This is a genomic window from Streptomyces sp. RPT161, from assembly GCF_027533845.1.
Classification (GTDB): domain Bacteria; phylum Actinomycetota; class Actinomycetes; order Streptomycetales; family Streptomycetaceae; genus Streptantibioticus_A; species Streptantibioticus_A silvisoli_A.
Window position 1 is genome coordinate 807,498 of record NZ_JAPZVN010000001.1, and the last position, 15,190, is coordinate 822,687.

At 67.2% G+C, this 15,190-nt stretch carries 27 protein-coding genes; all 27 read right to left on the reverse strand.

Translation table 11 applies throughout. The features are described 5' to 3' along the window. Nucleotides 1-32: 32 nt before the first annotated feature. The 27 genes from truA to rpsS all read right to left on the reverse strand — a co-directional run bounded on the left by truA (nt 33) and on the right by rpsS (nt 15,187). The gene (truA, locus tag O5O46_RS03635) at nt 33-875 is read right to left on the reverse strand and encodes a tRNA pseudouridine(38-40) synthase TruA (RefSeq protein ID WP_269853718.1); all 843 of its coding nucleotides are present in this window, start codon (nt 873-875) and stop codon (nt 33-35) included. Nucleotides 876-953: 78 nt separating this feature from the next. Next, entirely contained in the window at nt 954-1,445 is a 492-nt protein-coding gene (gene rplQ, locus O5O46_RS03640; RefSeq protein ID WP_269853719.1) for a 50S ribosomal protein L17, read from the reverse strand. Between the two features lie 194 nt (nt 1,446-1,639). After that, on the reverse strand, nt 1,640-2,659 hold the full coding sequence (locus O5O46_RS03645; RefSeq protein WP_269853720.1) for a DNA-directed RNA polymerase subunit alpha: 1,020 nt from the start codon (nt 2,657-2,659) through the stop codon (nt 1,640-1,642). A gap of 109 nt (nt 2,660-2,768) precedes the next feature. Next, nucleotides 2,769-3,395, reverse strand: coding sequence for a 30S ribosomal protein S4 (gene rpsD, locus O5O46_RS03650; RefSeq protein WP_269853721.1), 627 nt, complete (start codon nt 3,393-3,395; stop codon nt 2,769-2,771). A 26-nt stretch (nt 3,396-3,421) separates the two neighbouring features. Beyond that, on the reverse strand, nt 3,422-3,826 hold the full coding sequence (gene rpsK / locus O5O46_RS03655; RefSeq protein ID WP_014144338.1) for a 30S ribosomal protein S11: 405 nt from the start codon (nt 3,824-3,826) through the stop codon (nt 3,422-3,424). Between the two features lie 67 nt (nt 3,827-3,893). After that, nucleotides 3,894-4,274 (reverse strand): 30S ribosomal protein S13, encoded by a 381-nt coding sequence (gene rpsM, locus O5O46_RS03660; protein WP_269853722.1) that lies wholly within the window; start codon nt 4,272-4,274, stop codon nt 3,894-3,896. A 198-nt stretch (nt 4,275-4,472) separates the two neighbouring features. Then, on the reverse strand, nt 4,473-4,586 hold the full coding sequence (gene rpmJ, locus O5O46_RS03665; protein WP_003956441.1) for a 50S ribosomal protein L36: 114 nt from the start codon (nt 4,584-4,586) through the stop codon (nt 4,473-4,475). A 61-nt stretch (nt 4,587-4,647) separates the two neighbouring features. Further along, nucleotides 4,648-4,869 carry a translation initiation factor IF-1 gene (gene infA, locus O5O46_RS03670; RefSeq protein ID WP_014144336.1) on the reverse strand — a complete coding sequence of 74 codons (222 nt, stop codon included), beginning with the start codon at nt 4,867-4,869 and terminating at the stop codon, nt 4,648-4,650. A gap of 313 nt (nt 4,870-5,182) precedes the next feature. Further along, the gene (gene map / locus O5O46_RS03675; protein ID WP_269853723.1) at nt 5,183-6,019 is read right to left on the reverse strand and encodes a type I methionyl aminopeptidase; all 837 of its coding nucleotides are present in this window, start codon (nt 6,017-6,019) and stop codon (nt 5,183-5,185) included. A 123-nt stretch (nt 6,020-6,142) separates the two neighbouring features. Next, nucleotides 6,143-6,802 carry an adenylate kinase gene (locus O5O46_RS03680; RefSeq protein ID WP_269853724.1) on the reverse strand — a complete coding sequence of 220 codons (660 nt, stop codon included), beginning with the start codon at nt 6,800-6,802 and terminating at the stop codon, nt 6,143-6,145. Beyond that, complete coding sequence (secY, locus tag O5O46_RS03685) at nt 6,802-8,121, reverse strand: preprotein translocase subunit SecY (protein ID WP_269853725.1); 1,320 nt, start codon at nt 8,119-8,121, stop codon at nt 6,802-6,804. Before secY ends, O5O46_RS03680 begins: the two co-directional genes overlap by 1 nt. Nucleotides 8,122-8,327: 206 nt before the next feature. Then, nucleotides 8,328-8,783, reverse strand: a complete 456-nt coding sequence (rplO, locus tag O5O46_RS03690; protein ID WP_269853726.1) for a 50S ribosomal protein L15 — start codon at nt 8,781-8,783, stop codon at nt 8,328-8,330. 1 nt (nt 8,784) lies between these two features. Further along, the gene (gene rpmD, locus O5O46_RS03695) at nt 8,785-8,967 is read right to left on the reverse strand and encodes a 50S ribosomal protein L30 (protein ID WP_014144331.1); all 183 of its coding nucleotides are present in this window, start codon (nt 8,965-8,967) and stop codon (nt 8,785-8,787) included. Further along, entirely contained in the window at nt 8,967-9,572 is a 606-nt protein-coding gene (rpsE, locus tag O5O46_RS03700) for a 30S ribosomal protein S5 (RefSeq protein ID WP_269853727.1), read from the reverse strand. The genes rpmD and rpsE overlap by 1 nt, the downstream gene beginning before the upstream one ends. A gap of 43 nt (nt 9,573-9,615) precedes the next feature. Continuing rightward, on the reverse strand, nt 9,616-9,999 hold the full coding sequence (gene rplR, locus O5O46_RS03705; RefSeq protein WP_269853728.1) for a 50S ribosomal protein L18: 384 nt from the start codon (nt 9,997-9,999) through the stop codon (nt 9,616-9,618). Nucleotides 10,000-10,002: 3 nt separating this feature from the next. Then, nucleotides 10,003-10,542: a 50S ribosomal protein L6 gene (gene rplF, locus O5O46_RS03710; protein ID WP_269853729.1), complete on the reverse strand. Its 540-nt coding sequence runs from the start codon at nt 10,540-10,542 to the stop codon at nt 10,003-10,005. 22 nt (nt 10,543-10,564) lie between these two features. Then, nucleotides 10,565-10,963, reverse strand: a complete 399-nt coding sequence (rpsH, locus tag O5O46_RS03715) for a 30S ribosomal protein S8 (RefSeq protein WP_269853730.1) — start codon at nt 10,961-10,963, stop codon at nt 10,565-10,567. Nucleotides 10,964-11,206: 243 nt separating this feature from the next. Beyond that, complete coding sequence (locus tag O5O46_RS03720; RefSeq protein WP_004571834.1) at nt 11,207-11,392, reverse strand: type Z 30S ribosomal protein S14; 186 nt, start codon at nt 11,390-11,392, stop codon at nt 11,207-11,209. A 3-nt stretch (nt 11,393-11,395) separates the two neighbouring features. Next, nucleotides 11,396-11,956, reverse strand: coding sequence for a 50S ribosomal protein L5 (gene rplE / locus O5O46_RS03725; RefSeq protein ID WP_269853731.1), 561 nt, complete (start codon nt 11,954-11,956; stop codon nt 11,396-11,398). Continuing rightward, complete coding sequence (rplX, locus tag O5O46_RS03730) at nt 11,956-12,279, reverse strand: 50S ribosomal protein L24 (protein ID WP_255930075.1); 324 nt, start codon at nt 12,277-12,279, stop codon at nt 11,956-11,958. The genes rplE and rplX overlap by 1 nt, the downstream gene beginning before the upstream one ends. A 3-nt stretch (nt 12,280-12,282) precedes the next feature. Continuing rightward, nucleotides 12,283-12,651: a 50S ribosomal protein L14 gene (rplN, locus tag O5O46_RS03735; RefSeq protein WP_269853732.1), complete on the reverse strand. Its 369-nt coding sequence runs from the start codon at nt 12,649-12,651 to the stop codon at nt 12,283-12,285. Between the two features lie 97 nt (nt 12,652-12,748). Then, entirely contained in the window at nt 12,749-13,030 is a 282-nt protein-coding gene (rpsQ, locus tag O5O46_RS03740) for a 30S ribosomal protein S17 (RefSeq protein WP_019888756.1), read from the reverse strand. Then, nucleotides 13,030-13,254, reverse strand: coding sequence for a 50S ribosomal protein L29 (gene rpmC, locus O5O46_RS03745; RefSeq protein ID WP_255930069.1), 225 nt, complete (start codon nt 13,252-13,254; stop codon nt 13,030-13,032). The genes rpsQ and rpmC overlap by 1 nt, the downstream gene beginning before the upstream one ends. After that, nucleotides 13,254-13,673: a 50S ribosomal protein L16 gene (gene rplP / locus O5O46_RS03750; protein ID WP_269853733.1), complete on the reverse strand. Its 420-nt coding sequence runs from the start codon at nt 13,671-13,673 to the stop codon at nt 13,254-13,256. Before rplP ends, rpmC begins: the two co-directional genes overlap by 1 nt. A 5-nt stretch (nt 13,674-13,678) precedes the next feature. Beyond that, the gene (gene rpsC, locus O5O46_RS03755; protein WP_269853734.1) at nt 13,679-14,512 is read right to left on the reverse strand and encodes a 30S ribosomal protein S3; all 834 of its coding nucleotides are present in this window, start codon (nt 14,510-14,512) and stop codon (nt 13,679-13,681) included. Beyond that, a complete protein-coding gene (gene rplV / locus O5O46_RS03760) occupies nt 14,512-14,859 on the reverse strand; it encodes a 50S ribosomal protein L22 (RefSeq protein ID WP_269853916.1) in 348 nt (115 codons plus the stop codon). Before rplV ends, rpsC begins: the two co-directional genes overlap by 1 nt. Nucleotides 14,860-14,905: 46 nt before the next feature. Next, nucleotides 14,906-15,187, reverse strand: a complete 282-nt coding sequence (gene rpsS / locus O5O46_RS03765; protein ID WP_014178772.1) for a 30S ribosomal protein S19 — start codon at nt 15,185-15,187, stop codon at nt 14,906-14,908. Nucleotides 15,188-15,190: the final 3 nt, after the last annotated feature.

Genomic DNA, 15,190 nt, shown 5'->3' on the forward strand with positions numbered 1-15,190 from the left:
TCCCCCGGACAACGGGGCCTTCCGCTGCCAGCTCAGCAACCGGGCAGCGTCCGCTTGTTGCGCGCCTCGGCGGCCCGCTCGGCCAGCAACTCGTCGGCCGGATAACCGACTTCCTCCAGCGTCAGGCCGTGCGGCCGCACCACGTTGACCGCCGAGTGCCGCACCCGGCCGGCCAGCACCTCACCGGGGAAGCCCACCGGCCGGTGCCCGTCGCCGACCAGCAGCATCGCGCCGACCAGCGCCCGCACCATGTTGTGGCAGAAGGCGTCCGCCCGTACCGTCGCCACCGCCAGGCCGTCCGCGGTGCGCTCCCAGTGCAGTTCGAGCAGCCTGCGGATGGTGGTGGCGCCCTCGCGCTTCTTGCAGTACGCGGCGAAGTCGTGCTCACCCAGCAGCAGGGTGGCCGCCTCGTTCATCAGGTTGACGTCCACCGGACGGTCGTGCCACAGCACGTGCCCGCGCAGCAGCGGGTCCACCCCGCCGGGGTGGTCGCCCACCCGGTAGGCGTACCGCCGCCAGATCGCCGAGAAGCGCGCGTTGAACCCGGCGGGCGCCTCGCCGACCCGCCACACCCGTACGTCGTGCGGCAACCGCCCGGCCAGCCGGCGCAGCAGCTTGCCGCTCTCCCGCGCCCAGACCTCCTCGGGCAGGTCCACGTGCGCGACCTGCCCCCGGGCGTGCACCCCGGCGTCGGTTCGCCCGGCGACCGTCAGCTCCACCGGCTCCGGCAACCGCAGCACCGTGGTGATGGCCGACTCCAGCTCGCCCTGCACGGTCCGGCGGGAGCGCTGGCGCGCCCAGCCGGAGAACTCCGCGCCGTGGTACGCCAGGTCAAGCCGTACCCGTACGAAACCGGGCGCTACGTCATCGCTCACGCGGTGAATCCTCTCAAACACGCCAATCGCCGGGTGGGCTCCACTGAGCCCACCCGGCGATGGTGACGATGCCTGGCGTCAGGCCTGCTCGGCCTCGGGCTTGGCGTCCTCGACGGCCTCGGTCGCCTCAGCGGCCTCAGCCTTGGCCTCGGACTCCTTCACGGCACGCTTGGCGGCCGCCTCAGCCTCGGCAACGGTGGCCTTCTTGGCGATCTCGCCCTCGACCAGCTCGATGACCGCCATGGGCGCGTTGTCGCCACGACGGTTACCGATCTTGGTGATGCGGGTGTAGCCACCCGGACGCTCGGCGTAGCGCGGAGCGATCTCGGTGAAGAGGGTGTGCACGACGCTCTTGTCGGTGATCGTCTGCAGCACCAGGCGACGGTTGTGGATGTCGCCCTTCTTCGCCTTGGTGATCAGGCGCTCCGCGACCGGACGCAGCCGGCGCGCCTTGGCCTCGGTGGTGGTGATGCGGCCGTGCTCGAACAGCGACTTGGCGAGGTTCGCCAGCAGAAGCTTCTCGTGCGCGGCGCTGCCGCCCAGACGGGCACCCTTGGTGGGCTTCGGCATTGTTTCTCCTTCTGGCTGCACCGGCCGTACCAGGTACCGGTGTCAGGACCCGTAGGGCGGCCGCCCCACGGCAGATTTCGTGCCGGGCGGGCTCATCAGAGCCCGTCCGGCGATTGAGGACGGAGCCTCACTCCGGCGGACGGAGCCGGTATGTTCCGGGCGCGCCCAGAACCCGGCCCCCCGCCGGAGGCGAATCAGTACTGCTCGGTCTCGACGAAGCCCGCGTCGTCGTCGTCCGCGCCGAAGGCGTCGGCCGCGGCGGTCGGGTCGAATCCGGGCGGGCTGTCCTTGAGCGCCAGGCCCATGCCGGCCAGCTTCGCCTTGACCTCGTCGATCGACTTCGCACCGAAGTTGCGGATGTCGAGCAGGTCCGCCTCGGAGCGGGCGACGAGCTCACCCACGGAGTGGATGCCCTCGCGCTTGAGGCAGTTGTAGGAGCGGACGGTGAGCTCCAGCTCCTCGATCGGCAGCGCCAGGTCGGCGGCGAGCGCGGCGTCCGTCGGGGACGGACCCATGTCGATGCCCTCGGCGTCGACGTTCAGCTCGCGGGCCAGACCGAACAGCTCGACCAGGGTCTTACCGGCCGACGCCATGGCGTCACGCGGCCGCATGGCCTGCTTGGTCTCGACGTCGACGATCAGCTTGTCGAAGTCGGTGCGCTGCTCGACACGGGTCGCCTCGACCTTGTAGGTGACCTTGAGCACCGGGCTGTAGATCGAGTCGACCGGGATCCGGCCGATCTCCTGGCCCTGCTGCTTGTTCTGGACGGCGGAGACGTAGCCGCGACCGCGCTCGACGGTCAGCTCCATCTCCAGCTTGCCCTTGCTGTTGAGCGTGGCGAGGACCAGGTCGGGGTTGTGCACCTCGACACCGGCCGGCGGCGCGATGTCGGCGGCGGTGACCAGACCCGGGCCCTGCTTGCGCAGGTACATCACGACCGGCTCGTCGTGCTCGGAGGAGACGACCAGCTGCTTGATGTTCAGGATCAGGTCGGTGACGTCCTCCTTGACGCCCGGCACGGTGGTGAACTCGTGCAGAACGCCGTCGATCCGGATCGACGTGACCGCCGCACCGGGAATCGAGGAGAGGAGCGTGCGACGCAGGGAGTTGCCGAGGGTGTAGCCGAAGCCCGGCTCCAGCGGCTCGATGACGAACCGGGAGCGGTACTCGTCCACCACCTCTTCGGTCAGAGAGGGGCGCTGAGCGATCAGCATGTGTTCTTTCCTTCAGTCGTGGGCGCCCGCTATATGACGCCCGCTGTACTGACAAGGGTACGGGCGGTACGACGCACACCGCGCCGTACCGCCCACACCACCCGAGCCCTTACTTGGAGTAGAGCTCGACGATCAGCTGCTCCTGCACCTGGGTGTCGATCACCTGGCGCTCGGGCAGCGAGTGCACGAGGATCCGAAGCTTCGCCGGGCTGGCCTCCAGCCAGGCCGGAACCGTCTTCTCGCCGGCCTCGGCAGCGGCGACCTGGAACGGGGTCAGCTGCTTGGAGGACGGGCGGACCTCGATGATGTCGTTCGGGGAGACCCGAGCCGACGGGATGTCCGTCTTGCGGCCGTTCAGCGTGATGTGGCCGTGGCGGACCAGCTGACGGGCGTGGTCGCGGGACTTGGCGAAGCCAGCCCGGTACACCACGTTGTCCAGCCGGGACTCCAGGATGCGGAGCAGGTTCTCGCCGGTCTTGCCGGACTTCCTGTTCGCCTCCTCGTAGTACCCGCGGAACTGCTTCTCAAGGACACCGTAGATGCGCGCGCACTTCTGCTTCTCGCGCTTCTGCAGCAGGTACTCGCTGTCCTTGGTGCGCCCGCGACCGTGCTCACCCGGGGGGTAAGGACGGATCTCGATCGGGCACTTCGCGCTCTCGCACTTAGCTCCCTTGAGGAAGAGCTTCTGCTTTTCCCGACGGCAACGCTTGCAGTCGGCCCCGGTGTAACGCGCCATTGTCTTCGTTCTCCTACTTCAGCTGGTCAGACGCGGCGGCGCTTCGGCGGGCGGCAGCCGTTGTGCGGGGTCGGGGTGACGTCCTGGATCGAGCCCACCTCAAGGCCGGTGGCCTGCAGCGAGCGGATCGCGGTCTCCCGGCCGGAGCCCGGACCCTTCACGAACACGTCGACCTTGCGCATGCCGTGCTCCTGGGCACGACGGGCGGCCGACTCGGCGGCCATCTGCGCGGCGAACGGGGTCGACTTGCGCGAGCCCTTGAAGCCGACGTGGCCGGCCGAGGCCCACGAGATCACGTTGCCGGTCGGGTCGGTGATCGAAACGATGGTGTTGTTGAACGTGCTCTTGATGTGAGCGTGCCCGTGGGCAACGTTCTTCTTCTCCTTGCGGCGCACCTTCTTGGCGCCGGCCTGACGGCCCTTCGGAGGCATAGGTAATTACTCCCGTGGAGGTGGTCGGTCCTACAGCACGGACCGCTTGCAGCGTCCTGCTCTCGGACTACTTCTTGCCCGGCTTCTTCTTGCCGGCGATGGCGCGACGCGGGCCCTTGCGGGTGCGGGCGTTGGTGTGGGTGCGCTGACCGTGCACCGGCAGGCCACGGCGGTGCCGCAGGCCCTGGTAGCAGCCGATCTCCACCTTGCGCCGGATGTCCGCCTGGATCTCGCGGCGGAGGTCACCCTCGGTCCGGTAGTTGGCGTCGACCCACTGGTTGATCTTGACGAGGTCGTCCTCGGACAGATCGCGGACGCGGGTGTCCGGGTTCACGCCGGTGTTCTTCAGGGTCTCCTGGGCACGGGTGCGACCGATGCCGAAGACGTAGGTCAGAGCGACCTCGACGCGCTTTTCGCGCGGGAGGTCAACGCCTGCGAGGCGTGCCATGAATCTGGCTCCTGTTGATGTCGGAGGTCTTCCGCAGCACCGTTCCCGTAAGACTCGTTCCTAAGGCTTACGAGCCGGGTCCCCGGCCTCCACCGGGGGTGTCGTCCCCGCGCTCGCGCGAGGGGTCGGGTGACTGCGTATGTACGTGTTTTGCTTGCGTCGCGCGAAGAACTGCGAGTGCGAGTCAGCCGTCGTGCGTCAGCCCTGGCGCTGCTTGTGGCGCAGGTTGTCGCAGATGACCATGACCCGGCCGTGACGGCGGATCACCTTGCACTTGTCGCAGATCTTCTTGACGCTCGGCTTGACCTTCATGGGATGTGAGGTTCTCCGGGTCGTGCCAGCACCCCACGGGAGCGGGGTAACGGGCTGAGATCTACTTGTAGCGGTAGACGATCCGACCGCGCGTCAGGTCGTACGGAGACAGCTCCACCACGACCCGGTCGTCCGGCAGGATGCGGATGTAGTGCATGCGCATCTTGCCGCTGATGTGCGCGAGGACCTTGTGCCCGTTCTGGAGCTCCACCTTGAACATAGCGTTCGGCAGAGACTCGATCACGGTGCCCTCGATTTCGATGGCCCCTTGCTTCTTGGGCACGCTTCGCCTTTCGAGATCGGCTACCTTGATCGACTCGCATATACGCACGCAGGCATGCGGGTATACGTGAGCCGACGCATCAGTCTACGTCAGCCCGCGCGGAATGACGAATCGGGGTTCCGTGCCCGTGCCAGCGGCATGCCCAGCACAGGAGATCGTTACGCCAGCGGGTCGGGGGCGGCCGTGACGCCGTACTCGGCGAGCTTCGCCTTGCCGCCGCGGAATCCTCCCGCCGCGGCTCTCGCGGGCTCGGCGCCCGGGCGCCTCACAGGCTTCGGGCCGCTGCGCCGGACTCCGTCCGCCGGTCGACGGCTTACGCCAGCGGGTCGGGAGCGGCCGTGACGCCGTACTCGGCGAGCTTCGCCTTGCCGCCGTCTACGGCGGTCAGCACCAACGGTCCCTGCTCGGTCAGCGCCACCGAGTGCTCCCAGTGGCAGGCCCACGTACCGTCGTCGGTCTTGACCGTCCAGTCGTCCTCGAGGACGTGGGTGGTCGCGGCCCCCAGGCTCACCATCGGCTCGATCGCCAGGCACATGCCGGGCACCAGCTTCGGGCCGCGGCCGCGCTTGCAGGTGACGTAGTTCAGCAGGTGCGGGTCCATGTGCATCTGCGAGCCGATGCCGTGGCCGCCGTACTCCTCGATGATCCCGTACTTGCCGGTGGCCGGACGCGGCTGGCGGCGGATGTAGGACTCGATCGCCTTGGAGATGTCGACCAGCCGGTCACCGCCCCGGAACGCGGCGATCCCGGCCCACATCGACTCCTCGGTCACCCGGCTCAGCTCGTGCAGCTCGGGGGCGTGGCCGTCGCCGACGAAGACGGTGATCGCGGCGTCACCGTGCCAGCCGTCCACGATGGCGCCGGCGTCGATGGAGATGATGTCGCCGGAGCGAAGGATCGTTTCGCGGTCCGGGATGCCATGCACCACGACGTCGTTCACCGAGGTGCAGATGTTGCCGGGGAACCCTCCGTAGCCCAGGAAGTTCGGCTTGGCGCCGTGGTCGGAGAGCACCTTGGCGGCGATCTCGTCCAGCTCCTTGGTGCTGGCCCCCGGTACCGCCGCCTCGGCGCAGGCCTTGTGCATCGCCGCCACGACCAGTCCCGCGGCGCGCATCTTCGCGATCTGCTCCGGGGTCTTGATCTCCACCATCGGCTCGCGCCTTCCGTCGTCAGCCAGTCCTGGGAATACAGCAACAGTACGGCCGCGGCGCCACTCGGGCGCCGCGGCCGACCGTGCCACGTCGGGAAACCGGGCCTGCGGCCCGTGGGGGTGCTAGGCGGCCTTGGTGCGCTGCAGCGCGTCCATGGCGCGCTGGGTGACCTCGTCCACCTTGCCGAGCGCCGAGATCGTCACCACGAGGTTCTGCGCCTTGTAGTAGTCGATGATCGGCTCGGTCTCGTTGTGGTAGACCTCAAGGCGCTTGCGAACGGTGTCCTCGTGGTCGTCGTCGCGCTGGTACAGCTCACCGCCGCAGATGTCGCACACGCCCTCCTGCTTGGGCGGGCTGTACGTGACGTGGAAGACGTGGCTGGAGTCGTTGCGGCAGATCCGGCGGCCCGCGATCCGCTTGACCACCTCGTCCTCCGGCACCTCCAGGTCCAGCACCGCGTCCAGCACCAGGTTCCGGTCAGCCAGGAACCGGTCCAGCGCCTTGGCCTGGGCGAGGTTGCGCGGGAAGCCGTCGAGCAGGAAGCCCTGCTCGGTGTCCGCCTGCGACAGACGGTCCTCCGCCATCGCGATGGTGACCTCGTCCGGCACCAGCTGCCCGGCGTTCATGTACTCCTGCGCCTTCTTGCCGAGCAGCGTGCCCTGGCTGATGTTGGCGCGGAAGAGGTCGCCGGTGGAGATGTGCGGGATCGACAGGTTCTTGGCGAGGTACTGGGCCTGAGTGCCCTTACCAGCGCCAGGCGGCCCGACGAGGACGATTCGCATCAGCGGAGGAACCCTTCGTAGTTGCGCTGCTGGAGCTGGCTCTCGATCTGCTTCACGGTCTCCAGGCCGACACCCACGATGATCAGAATGCTGGTGCCTCCGAAGGGGAAGTTGTTCTGGCTCCCCTGGAAGAACGCGATCGCCACCGTGGGCACGAGGGCGATCAGACCCAGGTAGAGCGAGCCCGGCCAGGTGATCCGGTTGAGCACATAGCTCAAGTACTCCGCGGTGGGTCGTCCCGCCCGGATGCCCGGGATGAAGCCACCATACTTCTTCATGTTGTCGGCAACTTCCTCGGGGTTGAAGGAAATGGCCACGTAGAAGAAGGCGAAGAAGACGATCAGCAGGAAGTACAGGGCCAGGTAGATCGGGTGGTCGCCCTTGGTCAGGTTGGTGCTGATCCACTGGGCCCACCCGGCCGTGGAGTTTCCGCTGAACTGGACGACCAGGGCCGGAATGTAGAGCAGCGACGACGCGAAGATGACCGGGATGACACCGGCCTGGTTGACCTTCACCGGAATATAGGTCGAGGTGCCGCCGTAGGACCGCCGCCCGATCATCCGCTTCGCGTACTGGACCGGAATTCGGCGTTGCGCCTGCTCGACGAAGACCACGAGGCAGACCATCGCCAGGCCGACCGCGATGACGATGGCGAACTCGCCCCAACCACCAATGATCTTGCCGGACTTCTTGATCGCCCACAGCGAGCCCGGGAAGCCCGCGGCGATCGAGGTGAACATCAGGATCGACATGCCGTTGCCGATGCCGCGGTCGGTGATCAGCTCACCGAGCCACATGATCATGACAGTGCCCGCGGTCATGGTGATGACCATGACGGCGGTGCGGAAGATCGACTGGTCCGGCACGATCTGGTTGCCGACCTGGCAGGTGCGGAACAGCGTGCCGCTCTGCGCGGTGGCCACCAGGCCGGTGCCCTGCAGGATGGCGAGCGCCAGGGTCAGGTAGCGGGTGTACTGCGTGATCTTCGCGGTACCGGCCTGACCCTCCTTCTTGAGGGCCTCGAGGCGGGGGATGACCACGGTCAGCAGCTGGAGGATGATGCTTGCCGTGATGTACGGCATGATCCCCAGCGCGAAGATCGTCAGCTGCAGGAGCGCTCCGCCGCTGAACATGTTGATCATGCCGAAGAGACCGCCGTTGCCGCCGGCCTCCTTGATGCACTGGTTGACGTTCTGGTAGTCCACCCCGGGCACCGGAATGTGCGCACCGAGCCGGAACAGCACCAGGATGCCCAACGTGAACAGCAGCTTCTTTCGCAGGTCGGGCGTCTTGAACGCCCGGGCGAACGCGGTGAGCACGGTGCCTCCTGCGCCTCCCGCGCGTCGCGGAAGGTGACGGTCGTGAGGTCGACTGGGTACTGGAGTGGGTACCGAAGAGGTACCAACGGGTTACCTCGCCACCTTACCGGCGACGAAGCCACCCGAGGAATGACCAACCGGGGATGCCCTGACTTCTTTGGGCATCCCCGGTTGGTTTGGTCACCGAGCTTGGGACAAGCTCAGGCTCAGACGAGCTCGGTGACGGTGCCGCCAGCGGCGGTGATCTTCTCCTTGGCGGAGCCGGAGACGGCGTCGACCGTCACCTGCAGCGCCACGGAGAGGTCGCCCTGGCCGAGCACCTTGACGAGCTCGTTCTTGCGAACAGCGCCCTTGGCGACCAGGTCGGCCACCGTGACCTCGCCACCCTGCGGGTAGAGCTCGGCCAGCTTGTCCAGGTTCACCACCTGGAACTGCTTGTGGGCGGGGTTCTTGAAGCCCTTGAGCTTCGGGAGCCGCATGTGGAGGGGCATCTGCCCACCCTCGAAGCGCTCCGGAACCTGGTAACGGGCCTTGGTGCCCTTGGTGCCACGACCGGCCGTCTTGCCCTTGGACGCCTCACCACGACCCACACGGGTCTTGGCGGTCTTGGCGCCCGGAGCCGGACGGAGGTTGTGGACCTTCAGCGGCTTAGCCTCCGCCATGTCAGTCAACCTCCTCGACCGTGACGAGGTGACGCACGGTGTGCGCCATGCCGCGGATCTCCGGGCGGTCCTCCTTGACGACCACGTCGTTCAGGCGCTTCAGCCCGAGCGAACGCAGGGTGTCACGGTGGTTCTGCTTGCTACCGATGTAGGACTTGGTCTGCGTGATCTTCAGGCGAGCCATCAGACACCCGCCCCAGCACGCGCCCGCAGCAGAGCGGCGGGAGCGACGTCCTCCAGCGGCAGGCCACGACGGGCGGCGATCTCCTCGGGACGCTGCAGCCCCTGGAGCGCGGCCACCGTGGCGTGCACGATGTTGATCGGGTTGGACGAGCCGAGCGACTTGCTCAGCACGTCGTGGATGCCCGCGCACTCCAGCACGGCGCGCACCGGGCCACCGGCGATAACACCGGTACCGGGGGACGCCGGCTTGAGCAGCACGACACCCGCGGCCTTCTCGCCCTGGATCGGGTGCGGGATGGTGCCCTGGATACGGGGGACCCGGAAGAAGTGCTTCTTGGCCTCCTCCACACCCTTGGCGATGGCGGCCGGCACCTCCTTGGCCTTGCCGTAACCGACACCCACCTGACCGTCGCCGTCGCCCACCACGACCAGCGCGGTGAAGCTGAAGCGACGACCACCCTTGACTACCTTGGCGACGCGGTTGATCGCGACGACGCGCTCGACGTACGCGGTCTTCTCAGCCGCGGCGCCGCCGTCGCGCCGGTCCTTCCGGTCCCGCCGCTCGCCGCCACCGGCGCCGCCACCGCGGCGCTGGGGTCCAGCCATTGGAATTACCTCTCTCGTTGACTTCCGCTGCTACGGAACCGGCTCAGAACTTGAGCCCGGCCTCACGGGCGGCGTCCGCCAGGGCGGCGATGCGCCCCGCGTACCGGTTACCCGCGCGGTCGAACACGACGCTCTCGATGCCGGCGGCCTTGGCCCGCTCGGCGACCAGCTCGCCGACCTTCTTGGCCTGGACCGACTTGTCGCCCTCGGTGCCCCGGATCGAGGCGTCCAGGGTCGAAGCGGACGCCAGCGTGTGGCCCGCGACATCGTCGATGACCTGCGCGGCGATGCCCCGGTTGGACCGGGTCACGACCAGACGCGGGGTCTCCGCCGTACCGTTGATCCGCTTGCGGCCACGGATCTGGCGACGCTTGCGAGCGGTGCGCTTGTAGGCGTCGCCCTTGGCGATCTTCACACCGTATGCCATGGCTTACTTACCAGCCTTTCCGACCTTGCGGCGGATGACCTCGCCCGCGTACTTCACGCCCTTGGCCTTGTACGGGTCGGGCTTGCGCAGCTTGCGGATGTTCGCGGCGACCTCGCCGACCTTCTGCTTGTCGATGCCCTCGACGCTGAACTTGGTCGGGGACTCCACCTTGAAGGCGATGCCCTCCGGGGCCTCGACGAGGATCGGGTGGCTGTAGCCCAGCGAGAACTCCAGGTTGGAGCCCTTCGCCTGGACGCGGTAACCAACACCGCTGATCTCCAGCGCCTTGCTGTAGCCCTGGGTCACGCCGGTGATCATGTTCGCCACCAGCGTGCGGGACAGGCCGTGCAGGGCCTTCGACTCACGCTCATCATTCGGGCGGGTGACAACGAGGTTGTTGTCCTCGCCCTTGGCGATCTCGATGGGCGCGGCAACGGTGTGGGAGAGGGATCCCTTGGGACCCTTCACCTGGACCGTACGGCCATCGATGGTGACGTCCACGCCGGCGGGAACCTGGATGGGCAGCCGTCCAATACGCGACATGGCTTTACCTCCGTTTCCCGAGTTACCAGACGTAGGCGAGGACTTCCCCGCCCACGCCCTTCTTGGCGGCCTGCTTGTCGGTGAGCAGACCGTGCGACGTGGAGATGATCGCCACGCCCAGGCCGCCGAGCACCTTCGGCAGGTTGGTGGACTTTGCGTAGACCCGCAGACCCGGCTTGCTGATCCGCTTGATGCCGGCGATCGAGCGCTCGCGGTTCGGGCCGAACTTCAGGTTGATGTGGAGGTTCTTGCCGACCTCGGCGTCCTCCACCTTCCAGTCGGCGATGTAACCCTCCTGCTGGAGGATCTCCGCGATGTGCGACTTGATCTTGCTGTGCGGCATCACGACGTCGTCGTGGTAGGCCGAGTTCGCGTTACGCAGACGCGTGAGCATGTCTGCGATGGGGTCGGTCATGGTCATGATGGCCTGTGGCCTCTCTCGCCGGGGTTTCCTATATGCGCCATCCCTCTCCCCCATCAGTCTGGGGACGGGTGCGGCGCGGGGACCTACGGCGTAGTAAGCGACTTCTAGCGGGCTGGGCCCGCGGGCGGTCATGGGCGGCGGGCGCCCAACCCTTCTACTCTACGGGAGTTGAAGGACGGGACCCGCCACCCACTCTTGCCACTCTTGCTTACCGAGAGTCCTGGCTTCCCAACTGGGGGATTACCAGGAGCTCTTGGTCACGCCCGGCAGCTCGCCACGGTGAGCCATCTCACGAAGGCACACGCGGCACAGGCCGAACTTGCGGTACACGGAGTGCGGACGGCCGCAGCGCTGGCAGCGCGTGTAGGCACGCACGGCGAACTTCGGCTTGCGGGCAGCCTTGGCAATGAGAGCCTTCTTCGCCACGGCTCACGCCTCCTTGAACGGGAAGCCGAGGTGACGAAGGAGCGCGCGGCCCTCGTCGTCGTTGGTCGCCGTGGTCACCACGGTGATGTCCATACCCCGGACGCGGTCGATCTTGTCCTGGTCGATCTCGTGGAACATGACCTGCTCCGTGAGACCGAAGGTGTAGTTGCCCCGGCCGTCGAACTGCTTCGGCGACAGACCCCGGAAGTCGCGGATGCGCGGCAGCGCGAGCGACAGCAGGCGGTCCAGGAACTCCCACATGCGGTCACCGCGGAGGGTGACGTGGGCGCCGATCGGCTGGCCCTCACGCAGCTTGAACTGCGCGATGGACTTCCGGGCCTTGGTAACGGCGGGCTTCTGGCCGGTGATCGTGGCGAGGTCGCGGATGGCGCCCTCGATCAGCTTGGAGTCGCGGGCGGCGTCGCCCACACCCATGTTGACCACGATCTTGGTCAGACCCGGGATCTGCATGACGTTCTCGTACTTGAACTCGTCACGCATCTTGCCCGCGATCTCGTCGCGGTAGCGCTGCTTGAGGCGCGGGGAAGTGGTGGTGGCAGTCATCAGATGTCCTCACCGGTCCGCTTGGCAACGCGGATCTTGTTGCCGTCCTCGTCGAAGCGGTAGCCGACGCGGGTGACGACCTTCTTGCCGTCCTTCTCCACGACCAGCTGAACGTTGCTGACGTGGATGGGGGCCTCGACGGTCACGATGCCGCCGGTCTTCGACCCACGCGCGGTCTGGCCGACCTTGGTGTGCTTCTTGACCCGGTTGACACCCTCGACCAGGACACGGTCCTCGCGCGGGAAGGCCTGGATGACCTTGCCCTGCTTGCCCTTGTCCTTACCGGTGATGACCTGGACCAGGTCGCCCTTCTTGATCTTCATCGGTTACAGCACCTCCGGCGCGAGCGAGACGATCTTCATGAACTTCTTCTCGCGCAGCTCCCGGCCGACCGGGCCGAAGATGCGGGTACCGCGGGGGTCACCGTCGTTCTTGAGGATGACGGCGGCGTTCTCGTCGAAGCGGATGTACGAGCCGTCGGGACGGCGCCGCTCCTTGACGGTACGGACGACGACGGCCTTGACGACCTCGCCCTTCTTCACGTTGCCACCGGGGATCGCGTCCTTGACGGTGGCGACGATGACGTCACCGATTCCCGCGTAGCGGCGACCCGAGCCACCGAGAACACGGATGCAAAGGATCTCCTTGGCACCAGTGTTGTCGGCGACACGCAGTCGCGACTCCTGCTGGATCACGTCTATCTCCTGATCGTCTGCCGGTTCCCGGCAGGGGCTCTGTGCGAGCCCCTGCCGAGCCTGGCGGAACTGTCCAGAAGGCTTATGCCTTCAGGAATTACTTGGCCTTCTCGAGGATCTCGACGACGCGCCAGCGCTTGGTCGCGGACAGCGGCCGGGTCTCCATCAGGAGGACGCGGTCGCCGACACCCGCGGCGTTCTGCTCGTCGTGCGCCTTGAGCTTGTTGGTACGGCGGATGACCTTGCCGTACAGCGCGTGCTTGACGCGGTCCTCGACAGCGACGACGACGGTCTTGTCCATCTTGTCGCTGACGACCAGGCCCTCACGGGTCTTGCGGAAACCGCGCTCGTTCGTCTCAGTCACATTCTTCTCGCTCATCAGGCGCTCTCCACCGTCTCGATGCCGAGCTCGCGCTCCCGCATCAGGGTGTAGATCCGGGCGATGTCCTTGCGGACGACCTTGAGCCGGGAGTTGTTCTCAAGCTGTCCGGTGGCCGCCTGGAAGCGGAGGTTGAACAGCTCCTCCTTGGCCTCACGAAGCTTCGCAACGAGTTCCTCGTTGTTCAGCTCGCGCAGCTCGGTCGCCTTGGTACCGGCCGCCATCACGACTCACCTGCCTCGCGCCGGACGATCCGGCACTTCATCGGAAGCTTGTGGGCGGCGCGGGTCAGCGCCTCCCGGGCAACCTTCTCGTTCGGGAAAGACAGCTCGAACATCACCCGACCGGGCTTGACGTTCGCGACCCACCACTCGGGCGAGCCCTTACCGGAACCCATGCGGGTTTCGGCCGGCTTCTTCGTCAGCGGACGGTCCGGGTAGATGTTGATCCACACCTTGCCGCCACGGCGGATGTGACGGGTGATGGCGATACGAGCGGACTCGATCTGCCGGTTCGTCACGTAGGCCGGGGTCACGGCCTGGATGCCGTACTCACCGAACGCCAGCTCGGTGCCGCCCTTGGCCATGCCGTCGCGCTTCGGGTGGTGCTGCTTGCGGTGCTTGACCCTACGGGGGATCAGCATTGGGGTCAGGCCTCCGTTCCGGTGGTCTCCGCTGCCGGAGCCTCAGCGGCGGGAGCCTCGGCCTTGGGGGCCTGCTCTCCGCCCTGCTGGGGCCGACGGCCACGGCCGCCGCGCTCGCCACCGCGGCGCTGCGGACGGTCACTGCCGCCACCGGGACCGCGCGACGGGCGGTTGCCGGCGCGGGCGGCGGCGCCTTCGGCGCGGACCTCGGCGATGTTCTTCACGTCGCCCTTGTAGATCCACACCTTCACACCGATGCGGCCGAAGGTGGTCTTGGCCTCGAAGAAGCCGTAGTCCACGTTGGCGCGCAGGGTGTGCAGCGGAACCCGACCCTCGCGGTAGAACTCGGAGCGGGACATCTCGGCGCCGCCGAGACGGCCACCGCACTGGATCTTGATGCCCTTGGCGCCCGCCTTCATCGTGCCCTGCATGCTCTTGCGCATGGCACGACGGAAGGAGACACGGGAGGCCAGCTGCTCGGCGACGGCCTGGGCCACCAGCTGAGCGTCGGTCTCCGGGTTCTTGACCTCGAGGATGTTCAGCTGGACCTGCTTGCCGGTCAGCTTCTCCAGGTCACCGCGGATGCGGTCGGCCTCCGCGCCGCGACGGCCGATGACGATGCCCGGCCGGGCGGTGTGGATGTCGACGCGGACGCGGTCGCGGGTGCGCTCGATCTCCACCTTGGAGATACCGGCACGCTCCATGCCCTGCGTCATCATCCGGCGGATGGCGACGTCTTCCTTGACGTAGTCCTTGTACAGCTTGTCGGCGTACCAGCGGGACTTGAAGTCCGTGGTGATGCCGAGCCGGAACCCGTGCGGGTTAACCTTCTGGCCCATTACCGGGTCCCTTCCTTGCTGGCGACGACCACGGTGATGTGGCTGGTCCGCTTACGGATCCGGTAGGCACGGCCCTGGGCGCGCGGCCGGAACCGCTTCAGGGTCGGGCCCTCGTCCACGTACGCCTCGCTGATGTACAGCGAGTTGGCGTCCGTGTGGTCGTAGTTGTGCGCGGCGTTGGCGATGGCGCTGTCCAGCACCTTGCCCACCGGCACGCTCGCGGCCTGCGGAGCGAATCGCAGGACCGCCTGAGCCTCCGTGGCATCCATGCCACGGATGAGGTCCACCACGCGGCGGGCCTTCATGGGCGTGACGCGGATGTACCGCGCCTGGGCCCTGGCTTCCATGGTTGTCCCTTCGGTGTCAGTCATGAGTCTTCGCGTACTCCGCTGATCAGCGACGCCGCGACTTGCGGTCGTCCTTCTCGTGGCCGCGGAAGGTGCGGGTCGGCGCGAACTCGCCGAGCTTGTGGCCAACCATCGACTCGGTGACGAACACCGGGACGTGCTTGCGGCCGTCGTGCACCGCGATCGTGTGGCCGAGCATGGCCGGGACGATCATCGAGCGGCGGGACCAGGTCTTGATGACGTTCTTGGTGCCTGCCTCGTTCTGTACGTCCACCTTCTTGATCAGGTGGTCGTCGACGAAGGGCCCCTTCTTCAGACTGCGCGGCATCTA

Excerpts from the sequence above, each read along its gene's own strand:
- rplQ (WP_269853719.1), bottom strand. The coding sequence starts at position 1,445 with ATGCCGAAGCCCACCAAGGGTGCCCGTCTGGGCGGCAGCGCCGCGCAC.
- O5O46_RS03645 (WP_269853720.1), bottom strand. The coding sequence starts at position 2,659 with ATGCTGATCGCTCAGCGCCCCTCTCTGACCGAAGAGGTGGTGGACGAG.
- rpsD (WP_269853721.1), bottom strand. The coding sequence starts at position 3,395 with ATGGCGCGTTACACCGGGGCCGACTGCAAGCGTTGCCGTCGGGAAAAG.
- rpsK (WP_014144338.1), bottom strand. The coding sequence starts at position 3,826 with ATGCCTCCGAAGGGCCGTCAGGCCGGCGCCAAGAAGGTGCGCCGCAAG.
- rpsM (WP_269853722.1), bottom strand. The coding sequence starts at position 4,274 with ATGGCACGCCTCGCAGGCGTTGACCTCCCGCGCGAAAAGCGCGTCGAG.
- rpmJ (WP_003956441.1), bottom strand. The coding sequence starts at position 4,586 with ATGAAGGTCAAGCCGAGCGTCAAGAAGATCTGCGACAAGTGCAAGGTG.
- map (WP_269853723.1), bottom strand. The coding sequence starts at position 6,019 with ATGGTGGAGATCAAGACCCCGGAGCAGATCGCGAAGATGCGCGCCGCG.
- O5O46_RS03680 (WP_269853724.1), bottom strand. The coding sequence starts at position 6,802 with ATGCGAATCGTCCTCGTCGGGCCGCCTGGCGCTGGTAAGGGCACTCAG.
- rplO (WP_269853726.1), bottom strand. The coding sequence starts at position 8,783 with ATGGCGGAGGCTAAGCCGCTGAAGGTCCACAACCTCCGTCCGGCTCCG.
- rpmD (WP_014144331.1), bottom strand. The coding sequence starts at position 8,967 with ATGGCTCGCCTGAAGATCACGCAGACCAAGTCCTACATCGGTAGCAAG.
- rpsE (WP_269853727.1), bottom strand. The coding sequence starts at position 9,572 with ATGGCTGGACCCCAGCGCCGCGGTGGCGGCGCCGGTGGCGGCGAGCGG.
- rplR (WP_269853728.1), bottom strand. The coding sequence starts at position 9,999 with ATGGCATACGGTGTGAAGATCGCCAAGGGCGACGCCTACAAGCGCACC.
- rplF (WP_269853729.1), bottom strand. The coding sequence starts at position 10,542 with ATGTCGCGTATTGGACGGCTGCCCATCCAGGTTCCCGCCGGCGTGGAC.
- rpsH (WP_269853730.1), bottom strand. The coding sequence starts at position 10,963 with ATGACCATGACCGACCCCATCGCAGACATGCTCACGCGTCTGCGTAAC.
- rplE (WP_269853731.1), bottom strand. The coding sequence starts at position 11,956 with ATGACTGCCACCACCACTTCCCCGCGCCTCAAGCAGCGCTACCGCGAC.
- rplX (WP_255930075.1), bottom strand. The coding sequence starts at position 12,279 with ATGAAGATCAAGAAGGGCGACCTGGTCCAGGTCATCACCGGTAAGGAC.
- rpsQ (WP_019888756.1), bottom strand. The coding sequence starts at position 13,030 with ATGAGCGAGAAGAATGTGACTGAGACGAACGAGCGCGGTTTCCGCAAG.
- rpmC (WP_255930069.1), bottom strand. The coding sequence starts at position 13,254 with ATGGCGGCCGGTACCAAGGCGACCGAGCTGCGCGAGCTGAACAACGAG.
- rplP (WP_269853733.1), bottom strand. The coding sequence starts at position 13,673 with ATGCTGATCCCCCGTAGGGTCAAGCACCGCAAGCAGCACCACCCGAAG.
- rpsC (WP_269853734.1), bottom strand. The coding sequence starts at position 14,512 with ATGGGCCAGAAGGTTAACCCGCACGGGTTCCGGCTCGGCATCACCACG.
- rplV (WP_269853916.1), bottom strand. The coding sequence starts at position 14,859 with ATGGAAGCCAGGGCCCAGGCGCGGTACATCCGCGTCACGCCCATGAAG.
- rpsS (WP_014178772.1), bottom strand. The coding sequence starts at position 15,187 with ATGCCGCGCAGTCTGAAGAAGGGGCCCTTCGTCGACGACCACCTGATC.